This window comes from Candidatus Binatia bacterium, from assembly GCA_036382395.1.
In the GTDB taxonomy this organism is placed as follows: Bacteria; Desulfobacterota; Binatia; order HRBIN30; family HRBIN30; genus JAGDMS01.
Genome location: DASVHW010000030.1, coordinates 1 through 17,102, shown reverse-complemented (window position 1 = coordinate 17,102; position 17,102 = coordinate 1). Strand labels below are relative to the sequence as shown.

Annotated in this window: 15 protein-coding genes; 2 read left to right on the top strand and 13 right to left on the bottom strand. The window is 64.2% G+C overall.

Going from position 1 to position 17,102, the window contains the following annotated elements:
* The 3 genes from VF515_01675 to VF515_01665 all read right to left on the bottom strand — a co-directional run.
* A partial coding sequence (locus VF515_01675; protein ID HEX7406335.1) for a DUF1329 domain-containing protein occupies positions 1-1,149 on the bottom strand: 1,149 nt, incomplete at its 3' end.
* A 171-nt stretch (positions 1,150-1,320) separates the two neighbouring features.
* On the bottom strand, positions 1,321-2,478 hold the full coding sequence (locus tag VF515_01670; protein ID HEX7406334.1) for a phosphotransferase: 1,158 nt from the start codon (positions 2,476-2,478) through the stop codon (positions 1,321-1,323).
* 31 nt (positions 2,479-2,509) lie between these two features.
* Positions 2,510-4,072: an NAD(P)/FAD-dependent oxidoreductase gene (locus VF515_01665; protein HEX7406333.1), complete on the bottom strand. Its 1,563-nt coding sequence runs from the start codon at positions 4,070-4,072 to the stop codon at positions 2,510-2,512.
* 214 nt (positions 4,073-4,286) lie between these two features.
* Between VF515_01665 and VF515_01660 the strand changes: the two genes are divergently transcribed.
* Positions 4,287-5,441 carry a serine hydrolase domain-containing protein gene (locus tag VF515_01660; protein HEX7406332.1) on the top strand — a complete coding sequence of 385 codons (1,155 nt, stop codon included), beginning with the start codon at positions 4,287-4,289 and terminating at the stop codon, positions 5,439-5,441.
* Here VF515_01660 and VF515_01655 read toward each other — a convergent pair.
* The 6 genes from VF515_01655 to VF515_01630 form a co-directional block, all read right to left on the bottom strand.
* Entirely contained in the window at positions 5,426-6,724 is a 1,299-nt protein-coding gene (locus VF515_01655) for a pyridoxal phosphate-dependent aminotransferase (GenBank protein HEX7406331.1), read from the bottom strand. The two genes, VF515_01660 and VF515_01655, sit on opposite strands and share 16 nt — an antisense overlap.
* A gap of 321 nt (positions 6,725-7,045) precedes the next feature.
* Positions 7,046-7,333, bottom strand: coding sequence for a hypothetical protein (locus VF515_01650; GenBank protein HEX7406330.1), 288 nt, complete (start codon positions 7,331-7,333; stop codon positions 7,046-7,048).
* 239 nt (positions 7,334-7,572) lie between these two features.
* On the bottom strand, positions 7,573-8,037 hold the full coding sequence (locus tag VF515_01645) for a universal stress protein (protein HEX7406329.1): 465 nt from the start codon (positions 8,035-8,037) through the stop codon (positions 7,573-7,575).
* A 50-nt stretch (positions 8,038-8,087) separates the two neighbouring features.
* Positions 8,088-9,701, bottom strand: a complete 1,614-nt coding sequence (locus tag VF515_01640; protein ID HEX7406328.1) for a fumarate hydratase — start codon at positions 9,699-9,701, stop codon at positions 8,088-8,090.
* A 163-nt stretch (positions 9,702-9,864) separates the two neighbouring features.
* A complete protein-coding gene (locus VF515_01635) occupies positions 9,865-10,731 on the bottom strand; it encodes an amidohydrolase family protein (protein ID HEX7406327.1) in 867 nt (288 codons plus the stop codon).
* A gap of 25 nt (positions 10,732-10,756) precedes the next feature.
* Positions 10,757-11,995: a serine hydrolase gene (locus VF515_01630; protein HEX7406326.1), complete on the bottom strand. Its 1,239-nt coding sequence runs from the start codon at positions 11,993-11,995 to the stop codon at positions 10,757-10,759.
* A gap of 175 nt (positions 11,996-12,170) precedes the next feature.
* Here VF515_01630 and VF515_01625 point away from each other — a divergent pair, with 175 nt between their 5' ends.
* Entirely contained in the window at positions 12,171-13,157 is a 987-nt protein-coding gene (locus VF515_01625; GenBank protein ID HEX7406325.1) for a methyltransferase domain-containing protein, read from the top strand.
* Positions 13,158-13,195: 38 nt separating this feature from the next.
* On the opposite strand, the gene VF515_01620 is transcribed toward VF515_01625, so the two are convergent.
* From VF515_01620 to VF515_01605, 4 genes are all read right to left on the bottom strand, one after another.
* On the bottom strand, positions 13,196-13,576 hold the full coding sequence (locus VF515_01620; GenBank protein ID HEX7406324.1) for a hypothetical protein: 381 nt from the start codon (positions 13,574-13,576) through the stop codon (positions 13,196-13,198).
* A gap of 134 nt (positions 13,577-13,710) precedes the next feature.
* Complete coding sequence (locus VF515_01615) at positions 13,711-13,911, bottom strand: cold-shock protein (GenBank protein ID HEX7406323.1); 201 nt, start codon at positions 13,909-13,911, stop codon at positions 13,711-13,713.
* 294 nt (positions 13,912-14,205) lie between these two features.
* Positions 14,206-15,912, bottom strand: coding sequence for a thiamine pyrophosphate-binding protein (locus VF515_01610; GenBank protein HEX7406322.1), 1,707 nt, complete (start codon positions 15,910-15,912; stop codon positions 14,206-14,208).
* Between the two features lie 119 nt (positions 15,913-16,031).
* Complete coding sequence (locus tag VF515_01605) at positions 16,032-16,901, bottom strand: SDR family oxidoreductase (GenBank protein ID HEX7406321.1); 870 nt, start codon at positions 16,899-16,901, stop codon at positions 16,032-16,034.
* Positions 16,902-17,102 lie beyond the last annotated feature (201 nt).

Genomic DNA, 17,102 nt, shown 5'->3' with positions numbered 1-17,102 from the left:
CTGACTGGGTGCCAGAAGGAACGCCGCCACCTGGAAGTCGGCCAGCAACTCGCCCTGCCAGCCGAACTTGCGTTGCCAGGCCCCCTGGTAGGTCAGCTTGTCGAGGTAGAACTCCAGCTTGCCGAACAGGTAGTACTTCTCTTTGGGGACCGCTTCGACCAACCAGTGTCGGCGTTTCGCCAGCGCCGCGCCGATTGGCGCCCATGCCGCGCCCTTCCAGGCGGGGTCCATATATCCCAGGAACTTCAGATCCGGCCACATCGTGCTCCATCCGCCCGCGGGCAACCAGGTCAAGTTGTGTTGGCCATTCAGGCTCAAGGGATCCACGAACCGCAACTGATCGACTTCTCCAACCAGGCGCCAGGTGAAGTCCTCGACCTTGCCGTCGAAATAATTTGTATCATCCTGCGACATGTCCGAGCCCAGGAACCCGTCCGACCGGTTTGCCGGGCTGACCGCCCGCACCCGCCGTAGAGCGGGCACGTACGTCCACGTCGAGTCGCGCTTTTCCGGATCCTTATAGCGCCAGACCAGCGAAGCGATACCGTTCAGGTCAGTCGGGCTGCGCGCGATGCTCAGGTTGCGGTAGACCAAGCCCTGCGTATTGGAGGGTAGCTCGCGCTCGGGAGCGCCATCGAACGGTTGCCAGTCCGACTCGACATCGGCGCGCCGGTCGACCGCGTGCGCGCCGATCCACAGGAGCTGTGATTCGTTGTGCGCCGTACCCAAATACCAGTTCTTGTAGAAGTAGTTCCACATGATCTTCGTAGCGGCCGCCGGATCCTTGGGGTCGATCGTCGGAAAGGGGTGGCCCATGATGTACGGCGGTTGCTTACCCGTAGCCTTTTCGATGATCGAGCCCTGCTCATTTATGGCAAAACGGCCCTCGTTGCGCTTGGAGGCTTCAACGAAATCCGGCGGCCAGTTGTACTTCTCAACCGGCCAGTCGACGATACGATTCACGTATTCGCCCGCCTGGTAGTGCTTGAGGATCTCCGGCGGTAGCAGCCCTTGCGCCTTTTGCCAGTTCGATTGGTCCAGCACATCACCCGGCTTCAGACCGTCGGCTGACGGCGCCTCGTCCGCCCATGCGGGCGCCACCAGGAAACAGACCAGCGCCATATTCAACAGAGTTCGTCTCAGCATCATGGCTTCCATACCTCCCATCAACGCGCTGTACTCACCTGCAAGCTGGCCGTGTTCACCTGCCCGCTGCCGGCGCGGATCGTAGCGCACTTGATGAATTCAGCGCAATCGGAGACGAGGTGCCGGCCGTGCGGGCCACCGGAACAGGCCCTTGCGTGCTCAGCGACTCACACCTCAACAACCTGCTTCCAGGGCGCCGAGGGAATCCAACTCCAGCAGGGCCGCACTGCTGCGGGAGAGCGCGGCGCGAGCAATTGATTCCGCTTGCAGGGTTGCCGAAGCGGCCGTAACCACCGAGGCAATCCAGATCCAGGGCGCATGCAAGCGGTACTGCATCCAGGCTGCATCGAAATCCGGCGCCGCGACCCCATGATCGCGAAGCGTCGAGAGGTAGTCGCCGATCAAATCGCGCTGATGCGCGCGGCGCAGCTCGCTGGAAACAGAGCCGATCAGGAAGTAGGTCACGTCGCGCATGCCCTGGCAGCATTGCACCACCTGCCAATCGAGCAGACCAACCGTCTCGGGCAGGAAATACATATTGCCGATGTGGGCGTCGCCGTGAACCACCGTGAGCGGGCCGCGCGCCCACACGGCTTCAAACCGGTCGCGCGCGGCCATGATCCGTGGGCCCGCGGCACGTAGCTCGGGCGGTACCACATCGGTAAACCGCCGCAGCGCAGGGGCCGCCGCCAACGCACACACGCACCGTTCCGCGGCCGCGTGTGGGCGGCGGTCGGGCGCCCGCAGCCACGCCAGGTCGCCGCGCAAGCGCGGGCTGTTCCAGAAGCGCGCGTGCAGGCGAGCCAGCTCACGGACAACGGACTGCGCCCGCTCGACGCTCACGTGGGTCGTGACGTCAGCGAAGTGGGCCCCCCGCGCCGCCAAGTCCTCGAGCACGAGGACGAAGCGCTGTGCCGGCCCGGTGATGCAGGCGTGGAACACACGCGGCCGCTCGATGGGAAGGTCCGGGGCGATCTCCCGGTAGAAACGCACCTCACTCGAGCCGATGCCCATGACGTTGAGGAACAGCCGGGTCTTGAAATCCGGCGGGGCGGCTTTGACGAACACCGACGGCGGTGGCGGAACCCCCGTGCCCGCATCGTCATAGGTCACCCGCAGGCGCGCACGGTCGGTGGTGCCGGCGTGCTGGTCGATCGCATCGAGCCCGCGCACGCGCACTCCCGGAAAATCGGCTTGCAGGGCATGCGTCAGCCACTCCGGTTTCACCTCGGCCGCGGCGCGCGGAGCATTGCCCCTGCCCCACCACCGCTCCGCGGCCAACCGGCACGACTCCCGGAGTAAGCCGGCCGTCAGAACGATGCCGTCGCGCATGCGCTACCGTGCGCAGCGAGAGCGCAATCGCTCACCCTTGCCACGTCTTCAGCACTTCCCGCGCACTATTGTAGCCGGGCAGGGCCGTGATTCCGGGACCCGGATGGCATGCGGAGCCACACATGTAGAGGTCGGCGATTGGGGTACGGTAGTTGGCCCATCCCACAACCGGTCGCCGGTGCCACATCTGGCCGGCGTGGATCAGCCCGTGCGAGAAATCACCGGCAGTGATCGCGAACTTCGACCCGAAGTATTCGTGGGTGAGGATGGCCTGATCCATGATGGCGTCCCGGAAGTTCGGCGCGTACTTGGCAATCTGCCCGATCACCCGGTCGGCCATCACCTTCTTCATCTCATCGTGCTGCGCCGGCGCCAGCTCGGCGGGGAAGTAATGGGAGAACATCGTGCACGTGTGGTAACCGGACGGTGCGAGGCTGGGATCCATCACGCTCGGGATGTAGCAGTAGCTGACGGGATCGTCCGGCACCTGGTTGCGCCGGTACTGCTCCCAGCAGCGCGACAGATGCTCGGGCGACGGAATGTAGCTGGTGAGCCAGCGAATGTTGTTTTCGTTGGCAAAAGCGAGATGCCCGGTGAATTCCGGGAGTTCCTTGAGCGTCAGGTGCAGCTGGATGTAGCCGTTGGTGTACTCGATTTCTTTCACCGCCTGCACAAACTCCGTAGGCAGCTGTTCCTCGCCGACCAGCTTGATGAACGTGGAGCGGGCATCGGCGCTCGAGAGCACGACTTTCGACGAAATGGTTTCGCCGCTCCGCAGCTGTACGCCGACCACCCTGCCCTTCTCTACCAGCAGCCGCTGCACGTCGGCCCGGTACTGCACCGTGCCACCGTGCTCTTCGAACGATTTCAGGATCGCCTCCGACACGGTGCCGATGCCTCCTTTGGGCATTTTGAACAAGTTGGCACCGCCGCTCACGGTGTAGTGATAGGCCATGGAGCAGGCCGTGCCCGGGCTGTACGGGCCCTTGTGGGTGCCGTCGATGGTCATGGCGGCAAGCGAGCCGCCGATGCAGCGGTGCCGGTTCGGGTCGGGCAAGAACTTGCGGATCACGTCCATGGCGCTGCCGTAGAAGCACGTGATCAATATCTCGCGGGTCCGTGCGTCGGGGGCTGCGGCAATGATGGTGTCGATGGAGTCGGGCACCTTGGCGCGCTCAGCGGCCATGACGTTGCCGAACACCTGCAAGTACTCGAACAATCCCATGAGCCCTTGCAGTGCGTCCGGGCCGTGATCGGTCATGAGGTGTTGGATCATCTCGTTCGGGTCGGCGTAGGCAACGAAGGGCGTATCCTCGGGCGCGCCGAACACGCAGTAGGAGGTCCGCGGGGTGATGATCTCGACCCCGTGCTTGTCGAAATCGAGGATGTCGTGCATCTCATCGGGCAAGACCAGCAGGGCCCAGGCACCGACGTTGTGCTTGAAACCCTTGAACAGCTCCTTGGTGGCCGCCATGCCGCCGACCCAGCCGGTCCGTTCCACAATGAGGACCTTCAACCCAGCCTTGGCCAGCATCATCCCTGCCGTCAGGCCGTTGTGTCCGGCTCCCACAACGATGGCATCATAATCAGGCATCACGACACTCCTTAGACTGGGGAAGGAAACAATTTCCATCGCCTGCGTGATGTCCGTGGCACACTCGGCATGGTGTCGTCAAGATTTATTTCGCATGCCTCGCGGCGCAGGCGGCTATCGAAGCCTACGGCCAGCTCTGCTCTCCACCCAACGGTCCTGGCCACCAACCGTCTTGCGCTCGCGGTGGCGAGAAACCTGGGCTACGATCGCGCCCGTGACCGACGTCCCGGAGATCTGTGGCTCCTGCGATGCGCGCTTTGCCGGGGTGCGGAACGCGCTGGCGCAGAATTTTCGCGCCCACGGCGAGGTGGGGGCCGCGGTCGCCATCACGGTCGAAGGCAGACTGGTCGTCGATCTATGGGCCGGGTGGGTGGACCGGGAGCGCACGCGCGCGTGGCAGCGCGACACCCTGGTGAACGTTTTCTCAGTCGGCAAGGGGATGGCGGCTCTCTCCCTCCTCATCCTGGTGGAGCGCGGGCAGGTCGACCTCGACGCGCCCGTGGCGCGCTACTGGCCCGAGTTCGCGGCCCGTGGGAAGCGCGATGTCACCGTGCGCATGCTTCTCTGTCATCGCGCCGGGTTGCCGGCGATCCGCCGGCCACTTCCGGACCTTGCCATGTACGACTGGGAGCTCATGACCTCCGCACTGGCGCAGGAAGAGCCCTGGTGGGAGCCCGGGCGGCAGCACGGCTATCACGTCAACACCTTCGGATTTCTCATCGGCGAAGTCGTGCGGCGCGTAAGCGGGGACAGTATCGGCGCGTTCTTTCGGCGCGAGATCGCCGCTCCACTCGCTGCGGATTTTCATTTCGGCATCGGTCCCGAGCACGACGACCGGATCGCCGACTATCTCTTCGCCGCTACGCCGCCGCAGATCGTTGCGGACGATGACGACGACGAGCGACGCTTCTTGTTGGGTTGTGTCTACATGAATCCGCCGGGGCTGTCGGGTCCCGGCACCGTCAACACCAGAGCCTGGCGGGCGGCTGAGATGCCCTCGACCAACGGCCACGCCAACGCGCGCGCCGTGGCGCGGATTTACAGTGCGCTGGCCTGTGGGGAAGCCGTCGACGGAATTCGGCTCCTGCGGGCAGAGACGATCGCGCACGCCGTCGCAGAGGCGTCCTCGGGTTTGGACGTCGTCCTGCGTCGCCCCTCACGTTTCGGGCTGGGCTTCCAGCTCACGCAGCCGGCGAGCCTGCTGGGACCGAATCCCCGAAGCTTCGGCCACTTCGGTGCCGGCGGCTCGCTCGGATTCGCCGACCCGGATGCGCGGCTGGCCTTCGCCTACACGATGAACCAGGCCGGCCCGCGCTTTCAGAACCCGTGCACCCGGGCCTTGATCGCTGCGACCTACGCCGCCACGTAGGTATCAATCGACTGGCGTAGCGTGCGCAGGATCCACGCGCGCTTGGCATCGTCGGACTCGAGCAGCGTGATGCGGAATCCGTGGTGCTCGCTCTGAAAGCCGGTGAGCGGCACGACCACGATGCCGGTGGCGCCCATCAGGTAGTAGACGAAGCGCTTGTCGGGGGCGACACCCTGCACCATCTGTTCGATGCGCTCGCGCACCACGCGGTTCTCGATCGGCAAGGTCTGGCGGCCGGTGAGGACGCCGTCCTTGAACATCACGGTGAAGTAGAACGCGCCCCCCGGCTTGTTGGCCACGATGCTGTCGCAGCCCGCAAACGCGGCGACCGCCTCATCGGCGCGTCGATCGAACAGCGATTCGCGGCGGCGCAGGTGGCCGGCATAGCGTGGGTCGCCCATCACGCGCGGGATCGACATCTGCGGCAGCGTCGTGCTGGAGACTTCCAGCCGCTTGGCGGCCAGCAGGCTGGCGCAGTAGCGTGAAAAGTTCTCATCGCGGCCGCGGTTGAGCACTTCGATCCAGCCGCAGCGTGAGCCCGGCCAGGGATACTCCTTGCTGATGCCGCGCATGGCGATGGCCGGCACATCGCCAACCCATTCGCTGGCGTGCAGGCGCCCGCCGCCGTAGACGATGTGGGCGTAAATCTCGTCGGTGATGATGAAGCAGTCGTACTGGCGGGCGATCTCGGCGATCTCCTCGAGCAGCGCGCGCGGGTACACCGCCCCGGTCGGGTTGTCGGGGGTGAGCAGCAGGATGCCCGCAATCGCGTCGTTGTACTTCACCTTCATGCGGATATCGTCGACGTCCGGCATCCAGCCGTTGTAGGGGTCGAGATTGTACGTGAGGTGCTTGTAGCCGCTGCTGGCCGACTCCGCCGAGCTGTGCGTGCTGTAGGCCGGCGACGGGCCGAGCACGCGCGCCTCGCGGCGCAGCTGCCCGTAGACCTTGGAGACGGCGTCGCCGAGTCCGTTGAAGAAGAGGATGTCGGCGGACGAGATCTGCACGCCGCCGGGCCGATCATTGACCTTGGCCGCCAGGAACTCGCGCGTGGCGAGCACCCCTTCGGTGTCGCAGTAGCCCCACGAGCTCGGCTCGTCGATCAGCTCGTGAACGACCTGGCGGATCCAACCGGGCGGCGTTTCGCCCTTCTGGATAGGGTCGCCAATGTTCTCCCAGGTCATCTCGACCCCGAGGTCGCGCAGCTGTCGGCCGATGGCCACGATCTCGCGGATCTCGTAAGTCAGATTGCCCGCACCCACGTGTACGATATCGCGTCGCATGATCCACTGTTCTCTAGCCGTTCTTGGGCCGCGTTGGTAGGGGCGCTGGGTGAACCGGTCTCCTCACCTGGTAGCGTAACACCCTAGCGGGCTGCGCCCAGCGTCTTTTCGGCGGGGCCGCTCCCCGCCCGCACTCCAGAGGCTTCCGGCGGACGTGTTGGGTCGCTAGGGGCGGCTTCGAATGAAACTTGATTCATATGCAGCACGTTCCAAGCACCAAGTGCCCTAGCAACGTAGCAACCCAACGTGCACCTCAGTTACAGTCAGCCTCCCTGGGCTGAAGTCTCCTGCCGGCGCGACAGGACCGTACCTGCTTGACACCTACGTCGAAGCGCCCGCCTTGAGCTTGAGCTTCCAGCTAAATACCCCTGCTGCTAATGGCTCAGCCAATGGCACACTGGCAGGTGCCGACAGCCGCTGGACAGCTCTCGATACGTGCTCCGGGCTGAGCCAGTGCGTGGGCAGATGAGCGTACGCGTCCAGGAGCGCATCGGCAAGCTGCTCATCGCTGTAGGCGGCCACATTGCAGCCGCGCTTCTTCAACATGGGTCGTATCATCGTCATCGCGAACATGACGCTGGACTTATGAACGCGAATGGCTTCACTCATGCCTCGACCTCCCGCCGACTCTTCAGGCAAAGCTCGCTGATCGCAGCTGCCCGAGCTCCCCGGCGTCCTGCACGGCAACCGACAGTGATGCTCCCGCTGCTTCTCGCAGCGGTCATCACGTACACCAACTAAGTATTCTGTGCTCCCGGTCAAGCTGTACAGCGCGCTCAGTACTCGTGTCAAGCGGTGGTACTCGTCCAGCACATTGGGACGATGATCCCGTGACGAAGTGATAACCTCTAGGGACGGCGCCGGCGCCGTGTCGCCTTGGGCTTCGTCTTTTTCCCACCAGCGCGCCGTACCGTCAGCACAGGGCAACTCGCAGCACGCACCACCTTCTCTGCCACGCTGCCGATCCACATGTGCGCCAAGCCTGTGCGTCCGTGCGTACCGATGACAATGAGATCGGCCTTCGCGCTCTTGGCAGTGTCAACAATGACCGACGATGGTATGCCGCCTTTGACCATGGTGCGGAAGCGCCGTCCCTCTTCCCGAAGGTCCAGGCCGATGCTCTCCATCTGTGTAGCGCTCAAATGGCGCTGGTGAGCGTACACGTCGGACTCTGTGATGAAATGAATTGGCTCGATGACGTGGAGAAGCAGCAGCTCAGCGTCAAACTGCTTAGCGAGGTCACGGGCATAGGCAAGGGCGTTGGTTGAGTCTGGGGAGAAATCTATTGGCACCAGAATTCGTTTGATTGCCATTTGCCGCTTCAAGTTACTTTCTCCACCGCAGTCACGCCGACCGGGCCGCCTCACGTCAATTGCGCGAAGAAGTCGTTGCCTTTGTCGTCCACCAGGATGAAGGCGGGGAAGTCCTCGACCTCGATCTTGTAGATCGCTTCCATTCCCAGTTCAGGGTACTCGATCAGTTCCACCTTCTTGATATTGTCCTGCGCGAGGATGGCCGCCGCACCGCCGATGGAGCCGAGGTAGAAGCCCCCGTGCTTCTTGCAGGCCTCGGTCACCTGGGGACTGCGGTTCCCCTTGGCGATCATGACCAGGGAACCGCCCTTGGATTGGAACAGATCCACGTAGGAATCCATTCTCCCGGCAGTGGTGGGGCCGAATGCGCCTGATGGCATCCCTTTCGGCGTCTTGGCCGGTCCGGCGTAATAGATGGGGTGGTCCTTGACGTACTGCGGCACGTCCTCTCCTCGATCAAGCCGCTCCTTGATCTTCGCATGGGCGATGTCGCGGGCGACGATGATGGTGCCCGTGAGGGAGAGCTGCGTCTTGATGGGATACTTCGCCAGCTCGGCGCAAATCTCCGCCATGGGCCTGTTGAGATTGAGCTTCACGACGCCGTGCTCGTGCTTGCCGCGATACGTCGCCGGGATGAACCGGCCAGGATTACGCTCCAGCTCTTCGACCCAGATGCCGTCGCGGTTGATCTTCGCCTTCACGTTGCGATGCGCTGAGCACGACACGCCCATCCCGATCGGGCAGGACGCTCCGTGCCGCGGCAGACGAACAACCCGCACATCGAGCGCGAAGTACTTCCCTCCGAACTGCGCACCGAATCCACTCTGTCGGGCCGCCTCGTAGAGCCGACCCTCCAGTTCGATGTCGCGAAAAGCCTGACCGCTTTCACTGCCCTGCGTCGGCAGGCCGTCCAGATACCCGGTGCTGGCCAGCTTCACCGTCTTGAGACACATCTCAGCCGACGTGCCGCCGATGACGAAGGCCATGTGATACGGCGGGCACGCGGCGGTACCGAGGGTCTTCATTTTTGCCGTCAGGAAGCTTTCCAGCCGATCCGGTGTCAGCAGGGCTTTCGTCTCCTGGAAGAGGTACGTCTTGTTGGCCGAGCCGCCGCCCTTGGCAACGAAGAGGAACGTGTACTCCATCCCGTCGGTGGCGTAGAGGTCGATCTGTGCCGGCAGGTTGTTGCCGGAGTTTTTCTCCTCGTACATGGTGAGCGCCAGGGTCTGGGAATAGCGCAGGTTCTCTTGCAGATAGGTGTCGCGGATGCCGCGCGCCAGGAACGCTTCATCCCGAGCACCGGTCCACACCCGGCCGCCTTTCTTGCCGACGACCGTTGCCGTGCCCGTGTCCTGGCACAGCGGCAGCACGCCGTGCGCAGCCACCTCGGCGTTCCTCAGCAGAGCCAAGGCCACGCCGCGGTCGTTATCGCTCGCCGCCGGGTCGTCGAGAATGGCTGCGAGCTGCCGCAGATGCGCGGTTCGCAACAGGAACGATGCGTCCCGCATGGCCTCGCGCGCGAGCAGGGTGAGTCCTTCGGGATCGAGCTTGAGCACCTCGTCACCGTCGAGCCGGGCCGTGGATACGTGCGCCTTGGTCAGCAACCGATACCGAGTGTCGTCCGCCGTATGGGGGAGCATATCCTGGTAGGTGAAATCTGCCATTTCTCACTCCTGACGTTGTGCTCTCGCGGCGATGCCGGCTCAGACGCACCGGCCACCTGAGCGCCGGCGTCGACACGCGAACCGCCCGGCGTAGATTCGCACATCAGCAGAGTAGAATCCATAAACCGAACGCGCTCCTGAAGCTCTCGCGCTTCAAGGCAGGCTACAGTTGGAACACGCGCAGCGCGTTCTCGCGCAGGAACTTCGGCCACACGTGGTCGCGGAAAGGTACGTGCGGCATGTCGGTGAAGATGCGCTCGAGTGAGAGGCCCATCGGAAAGTAGCCCGCGTACATGATCTTGTCGGCGCCGCGCGTGTTGGCGAAGTCGACGATGTCCTTGGGGTAATACTTGGGCGCGAAGGCGCTGGTCATGTAGTGGAGATTCGGCCACTTGAGCATCAGCTTCACGGCGAGTTCGGTCCACGGCTCGGCACCGTGGCGGATCACGAACTTCAGCTCCGGGAAGAACCAGCACACCTCGTCGATCAGCTCGACGCGCTGCGGCGCCATCGGCAAGCGCGGACCCGGCACGCCGGCGCAGACGCAAATCGGGATGTCGAGCTCCACGCACTTGGCGTAGATCGGGTAGAACTTCTTGTCGTTGATCGGAACCTGCGGGCAGAGGCCGCACGGGAACGCGGTGACGGCCTTCAGCCCGAAGCGCTGGTACAGCGCCATTATCTTGCGCACCTCGTCCATGCCCTCGTTCGGGTTGCACTCGTAGCTGGCGAAGAAGCGCTCCGGGTACGCCTGCAGCGCCCGAATCGCCGACTCGTTCTCGGGGCTGACGCCGATCATCGCGCGCTCGATACCGTACTTGTCCATCTCGGCAACGACGAGGCTCAGGAAATCAGCCCCGGGCTGAAAGCCCGGAATGTTCCGAAACATGTACTCGGCCGGCATCTTGAACTGCTGGCGGCTCTCGGCGTCGCGCAGCAGCGGCTTCATGAACTCGTACCACTTGCCAGCGTCATCCGTCGGGATGGCCAGCATGAGGTCGATGACTCGGATTCCTGTCGGCATGGGCATAGTCTGCGTGTCCTCTCGCGACGCGCTAGCGTCTCCGAGCCTCCAGTCCGGCGGTGATGGCACGGAATGCCGCGATGGTTTCCATGTCGCGATCGAAATCCGGATCGACGCTGGCCTTGACGATGACGACATTGGCTCGCGGGTTCACGTACAGGTATTGTCCCCACACCCCGATCCCGGCGAACTCCCCGTCGTCACCCGCCGGCACCCACCATTGGTACTGGTATCCGATGTCCCAGTCGGGGCCCGCCCACTCGGGCCGGTCCGCACCGGTGAGCCGCAGATAGGCCTTGTCGGGCACCACCGACCGGCGCACCCAGCTCTGCGACACGATCTGCGTGCCGTTCCAGTCACCGCCGCGAAGGAACAGCCGGCCGAACTTGGCGTAGTCCCGCAGGGTCACGTTCAGGCAGCAGAAGGCATACTCCGTCGCATCGGCGCCGGTGCGGTCGGTGATCCAGTAGGCGTCCCCCTCCATGCCCAGCGGCGACCAGAGTTTCTCTTCGATATACGTGGCCAATGATTTTCCCGTGGCGTGCGAGAGCAGCATGCCCAGCGCCTGCGTATTCACGCTGACGTAGTCAAACGCTTCTCCGGGAGCGCGCTTGGAGCCGACAGCGGCCGGATAGGCGTTGATCCGCGAGCCGAAAAGGAAGCTCATGAGGTACATGCGACTGATGTCCGAAAGGGCGTTGCCGTAGTCCTCGTTGAAATCCACGCCGGACGACATCTGCAGGACATCCTTTATGCTGGCCTGCTTGTACCCGGAATGTTCGAGTTCCGGAACGTACCGGGTGATCGGCTGATCGACGCCGGCAATCAGCCGCTCGTCGATGGCGATGCCTACCAGGGCGGACACGAACGACTTCGCCACCGACCATGAGGTGAAGTGGGAGTCTTCGGTTGCGCCGAAGAAGTAGCGCTCGTAGACGATGCGGTCATCCTTCAGCACCAGCAGTCCCAAGGTGGTGGTGCGTTGGAGGAACTCGTCCAGGCGGCTCACCTTGCCGCGATACTGGTAGGTGACGTCGAGATCCTCCACATTCCGCTCGAAGTGAAGCGGTGCCACGGACCTTGGAATGATGCGGCTGGGGAAGACCTCGTGCATGCGGCGGAAGTTTTGAATCTGGGTGTCCTGGCGGAGAAGGGTGAGCACCCGTTCGACCACCGCAAAGCGCCACATCCACGCCGCGACGACTGCGACCAAGAGCACACCGGCGGTGAGCCCTACCTTCCACACTGTTTTCGAAATGGCACGGCCCATGGTTCGATTCCACTGACTCATGGCGGCGCACTTTGCAACTCCAGCGCAAATTGGTCTACGGTGACACCCAACGGTGCCCGCGTCAGCCTACGATTCCAGTGGTAAGGTGATCGGCATCATGCACGCGGGCAGTTGATCCCGTACGGGATGGCAGATAAGAGGTCACGCGGCTGGCATGACGCAGAACACCCCGATCCGAGTTGCCGCCGGCGCAGAGCCGGCTCACCAAGCTCGCGTCGTCGCCGCCGCGCCGTCGATCGCCCCGAACATCAGGGCAGCCTACGACGCCTCGAGCATCACTTTCCGTGTGTTGCAAGCCTTCGGTTGGGGTCCCCTGCTCAACCTCGGCTACTATCGTTTCGGGCCGCCGCTAACCGTCCTGAACTTCGTGGTCACGCCGTTCTTGTTCGCGCCGTTCTTCCGCCTACCGGGCGCGCAGTTCAGGCTGGTCACAAAATCGGTGGCGCTCCTACGGCTCACTCGCGGCAGCCGCGTGTTGGACGTCGGCAGCGGCAGGGGGATGAGTTCGTTCTTCATGGCGCAGGCGTTTCCGCAGGCTGACATCACCGCCCTCGACCTGCTGCCGCAGAACGTCGCCGCGGCGCAGACACTGTACGGCAACACCCGTAATCTCACCTACCTCGAAGGCGACGCGATGAATCTTCGCTTCCCGGATGAATCTTTCGATCGCGTCCTCTGCCTCGAAGCCGCATTTCATTTCCCCGACCGCAACCGTTTTCTCAGTCAACTGGCGCGAATTACGCCGCCCGGAGGCCGCGTGGTGATCGTGGACTTCATGTCGAAGGCGGACAAGGATTCGCCGGTGTGGAATGATCCGAAGATTCAGGTGGTCCGCCAGACTTGGCAATGGGAGTATTTCGACTCGGCCCGCCAGTACCAGTCGAATGCGGTCGCCAACGGCTTCCACGTCGAAGCCTGTCACGACTGGTCGGCGCATGTCACCGCGCCGCTGGGTACGGTGTTCGAGTTAGTGGCGGGGCTGGCACGCCGGCCCTGGGGGCGGCGCCTGCTTTTGGGGCAGAATCCGATGCTACGCTCGCTCAGCGACCACGATTGGGAAGACTTTGCCGTATCGGCGCGCGCCCACCGCTACCTGGAAAAACATGCGAGCTATATCGCTCTGGTTTTGACACGTAGTTGAGTTCGCCCGCCTCTCACTGCGCCGCGTCGCGGGAGTCTTTAGCTCGCGGCCTGAACCGGTTGCGGTGCCTCGGCTGCGGCTATCTCAACGGTGCGGCAATGCGCCTCCAGCCGGCGCTGGCCCCACGCGGCGAGACCGCGGCGGAGGTACCCGGGGTTGATGTCGAGCGTCTCGCCGATGTTCTCGAACGAAAACACGTCGTCGTTGCTCGTGGACTCGATCCACTCCTGGGCTTCCTCGAACAGCTCGCGGCCGGCGCGGTCGGAGGCGAGAATGTACTTCTGGTAGTAATCGAGCGCATTCTCCAACACGGCCAGCATCAAACGCTTCTCGCTCGAGATCGCCGCTCGGCGGCGCCGTGCCGCGCTGAACTGCTCCGTGAGCAGGACGTCCGGTTCAAAAAAGCCATGGCCACTCATCTCCACGTTCTCCTGAGCAACTGATGTTGGTGCGACGTGCTGCTGGCGCCGCAAGACAGTGCGACAACCGGAGTATACAATCGCCAACGGGTGAAAAACCGCGGAGGCCCGCGCTGGGCCCCCGCGGGGATGCGTTACAGCTTGGTAACGTTGGACGCTTGCGGTCCCTTTTTGCCTTGGGTCACGTCGAAACTGACCTGCTGGCCTTCGTCGAGACTGCGGTAGCCTTCACCGACAATCGCGCTGTGGTGAACGAACACGTCGTCACCGTCCTCGCGGCTGATGAAGCCAAACCCCTTCTCAGCATTGAACCACTTCACTGTTCCCTGAGTCATGCGCTTCCCTCCTTTCCTAGGTATTCGTCGCTGGGAAGCTGCTGATTCCGGAACGCGATGGTGATTGCGAACGAGAAAGCCGAAGAGCGATGTACCCCCCGCGGCTTCAAAAGAACTGCTGTTTCTCCCCGTTGAGACTGAGGCTATGTTTAACTGACTTGAACCTAAAGCACAAGGCGGAAACGCGGACAGCGGGAACCCATCAGCAATACGCCATTTGCCCTATGCCAGGGCTTGAGGTGGCCGAGACGTGACGCAAATGCATCGACCGCCATACCCTCAAGCGCCACCACATCAGCCCATCGGCCCCTGATACACCTCCACGAATCGCAGCAGCAGCTCTTGCGGAATCGCCAGGTTGGCCTCGCGGTCCGTCCGCAGGCACACCACTGCCGGCCCCTTCGCCGCCTTGGCGCGCCGCAGGGCGGGCTCGACCTCTTCCATCCGCTCGGCGTACTCGCCGTGGCAGCCGAGTCCCTCGGCGACGCGGTCCCAGCGCACGGTGCCCTGCTCCGTGCCGAACGTCCGACCGTACAGCATGCGTTCGTTCGGCTCCTCCATCGTCCACGAGCCTTCCGCGAAGACGACCGTGGTGATCTTCACGGCATCGCGCGCGGCGGACTGCATCTCCATGAAGTTGAAGCCGGCCGCGCCGTCGCCCGTGACGCACACGACCTCGCGCCCCGGTGCGCCCAGCTTCGCCCCGATGGCGGAGGGAATGCCGGTGCCGAGCATGCCAAGTTCGAGGATGTTGTGGTACGACCGCGGCTGCGTCGGGGGCAAACACATATTTGCCCACAGCGAGGTGTTGCCGCCGTCGGCGACGTAGACCGCGTCCCTGCCGAACACCGCGCCGACCGCCTGCAGCGCGTGTGCCGGGTGTATCCCCGGGCCCGTCCAGCTCTTCGCCGGAGCCAACTGCTCGTCCCACCATGCCTGAGCCCCCTGGCGGTAGCGTGCCAGGTCCTTGCCGTCGCGGGGGCGGACCTTCGCCGCCCGCAGCGCCTGCACCAGCCCCTCGAGCGCGTTCTTGACGTCGGCAACGATGCCGAGCGTCAGCGGCCGGGTGACGCCCATGTGGCGCGGGTCGACGTCGATCTGGATGAGCTGCTGCCGCGCCGGATCGCCCCAGTACTTGTCGTACGGAATATCGAGGTTGCCCAGCCTCGATCCCGCAACCAGGATGACATCGGCCTCCTGCTTGACGACATCGCCGCCGCGCCCAAACCCGAAGATGTAGTTCGCATGGTCGAGCGGGACCGACGAGCGCCCCGCCATCGTGGTCATTACCGGGCAGTTCAGCAAGGCGACGAGTTCCAGCAACGCGGCGTTTGCTTCCGCCCGGTCGACGCCGGCCCCCGAGAACACCAGCGGCCGCTTGGCGTTGGCAAGCAGCTCGGCGGCCTGTCGCAGCTGGGCATCGGAGGCCTGTGGCCGAGGCGGACGATAGGCCGCTGGCGGCAAGACCGGCGCGCTCTGCTCGTCACCCATCGCGTACAGCACGGGGGCCGGCAGCTCGATGTGAACCGGGCCGGGCCGTCCGGTCCACATTTCGCGGAAGGCCATGCGCACCACTTCCGGGATGCGCTCCCACGACAGGATGGGGCCGCCCCACTTGACCGTCGGCTTGAACACGTCGAGCTGATCCTGCCCCTGGAACGTGGACGGCGACGACGGGTAAACGATGCCGAGGCGGTGCTGCGACGTGATCGCCAGGACGGGAACGCCCTCGTGGCGTGCCGTGATCACTCCGGGCAGGAGATTGGCGGAGCCGGGGCCGGGGTTGCCGAGCACCACCGCCACCTGCCCTGTCGTCTTATAGAGCCCCTCCGCCATGTGCACACCCGCCGCTTCGTGCCGCACGGGAACCAAACGGATGTCGTGCGCCGCGAGCTGGGCGAGCAGCGGGTCGATCTCCGGGGACGGCAATCCGAACACGAACTTCACGCCTTCGTTGGCCAGGCAACGCGCGAGCAGCTCGCCGCCGGTGATGGTACTCATGATGTCCTCCTGTCGGGCTGGTTTCTTCGTCTACGTTCCGGCCCAACGTGCGTGTCCGCACGCGCGGGCAGCTGCGGACTGGAATCTGCTCCGTGCTCTCACTGCGGTGCTCTCTCTCCCTACTCCACCATGGTCAGTGTCGGATCTTGACCGGTGCTGCCGCGATCGACGCCGAAGGCCATCGTGAATGTGTCGGCGGTGCTCAGCAGACGCATCGAGTTGGCCCCGGCCGCCGTCAGGCCGCCATCGACCACCAGGGCGGCACCGGTGATAAAGCGCGCATCCTCGCTGGCGAGAAAGAGGGCGGCGCCGGCAACGTGCTCGCCCCGCCCGACTTCGGGCCACGGCTGCGCCTTTTCAAGGATGGGCTCGAGGGCTTCCGGGCTGCCGCGGTGTAGCAGCGGCGTGAGGATGGCCCCCGGACAGATGGCGTTCACCCGGATTTTCGCCGGCGCCAGTTCGATGGAGACGGCGCGCGTCAGGTTGATGACCGCGGCCTTGGCGGCCGAGTAGGCGTGCGGCGCCTCTCCGCCGCTGAGGCCCGCAATCGAGGCCGTGTTGATGATCGACCCGCCCTGCCCTTGCGCTTTCATAACCCGCGCGGCGTGCTTGATGCCGAAGAGGACACCCCGCACCAGCACCGCGAAGGTGTAATCCCAGTCTTCAGCGGTGATGTGAGTGATCGGTCCGAAGGCGCCGCCGATGCCGGCGTTATTGAAGACGCAGTCGAGACGTCCGAAGGCGGAGACCGCCAGCTGGATGGCCGCTTCGACCTCGGCCTCCTGCGTCACATCTGTGCGCAGAAACCGCACGCGTTTCGCGTGTCCCGCCTTGGCAGCCAGGTCGAGCGTTTCCTTCGCGGTTGTCTCGTTGAGGTCGGCGGCAATCACCGATGCGCCCTCGTCGAGAAAGCGCAGCACGGTGGCGCGCCCAATCCCATTGGCTCCGCCGGTGATGACGGCGACGCGATCCTGCAGTCTCCCTGGCATTCGTTTCTCCCTCCCGGGTCGGCTTACGACCGGCGGGGATCTTATACCCTCTGCCACGTGGGTCAAAGTCTGGCGACGTGGCGGTGCTGTCCCAATTGCGGGCAGCACTGCGGTCAGCTGTCAGCATTCAGCTGTGAGTTAGCCACCCTTCTTGGGGTGCTTCTGCATCCAGTAGACAACAGCCTCGTCGCCCTGGCGTTG

What these genes read in the sequence shown, in the direction of transcription:
- VF515_01670 (HEX7406334.1), bottom strand. Translation starts at nt 2,478, where the DNA reads ATGCGCGACGGCATCGTTCTGACGGCCGGCTTACTCCGGGAGTCGTGC.
- VF515_01665 (HEX7406333.1), bottom strand. Translation starts at nt 4,072, where the DNA reads ATGCCTGATTATGATGCCATCGTTGTGGGAGCCGGACACAACGGCCTG.
- VF515_01655 (HEX7406331.1), bottom strand. Translation starts at nt 6,724, where the DNA reads ATGCGACGCGATATCGTACACGTGGGTGCGGGCAATCTGACTTACGAG.
- VF515_01650 (HEX7406330.1), bottom strand. Translation starts at nt 7,333, where the DNA reads ATGAGTGAAGCCATTCGCGTTCATAAGTCCAGCGTCATGTTCGCGATG.
- VF515_01645 (HEX7406329.1), bottom strand. Translation starts at nt 8,037, where the DNA reads ATGGCAATCAAACGAATTCTGGTGCCAATAGATTTCTCCCCAGACTCA.
- VF515_01640 (HEX7406328.1), bottom strand. Translation starts at nt 9,701, where the DNA reads ATGGCAGATTTCACCTACCAGGATATGCTCCCCCATACGGCGGACGAC.
- VF515_01635 (HEX7406327.1), bottom strand. Translation starts at nt 10,731, where the DNA reads ATGCCCATGCCGACAGGAATCCGAGTCATCGACCTCATGCTGGCCATC.
- VF515_01630 (HEX7406326.1), bottom strand. Translation starts at nt 11,995, where the DNA reads ATGGGCCGTGCCATTTCGAAAACAGTGTGGAAGGTAGGGCTCACCGCC.
- VF515_01625 (HEX7406325.1), top strand. Translation starts at nt 12,171, where the DNA reads ATGACGCAGAACACCCCGATCCGAGTTGCCGCCGGCGCAGAGCCGGCT.
- VF515_01620 (HEX7406324.1), bottom strand. Translation starts at nt 13,576, where the DNA reads ATGAGTGGCCATGGCTTTTTTGAACCGGACGTCCTGCTCACGGAGCAG.
- VF515_01615 (HEX7406323.1), bottom strand. Translation starts at nt 13,911, where the DNA reads ATGACTCAGGGAACAGTGAAGTGGTTCAATGCTGAGAAGGGGTTTGGC.
- VF515_01610 (HEX7406322.1), bottom strand. Translation starts at nt 15,912, where the DNA reads ATGAGTACCATCACCGGCGGCGAGCTGCTCGCGCGTTGCCTGGCCAAC.
- VF515_01605 (HEX7406321.1), bottom strand. Translation starts at nt 16,901, where the DNA reads ATGCCAGGGAGACTGCAGGATCGCGTCGCCGTCATCACCGGCGGAGCC.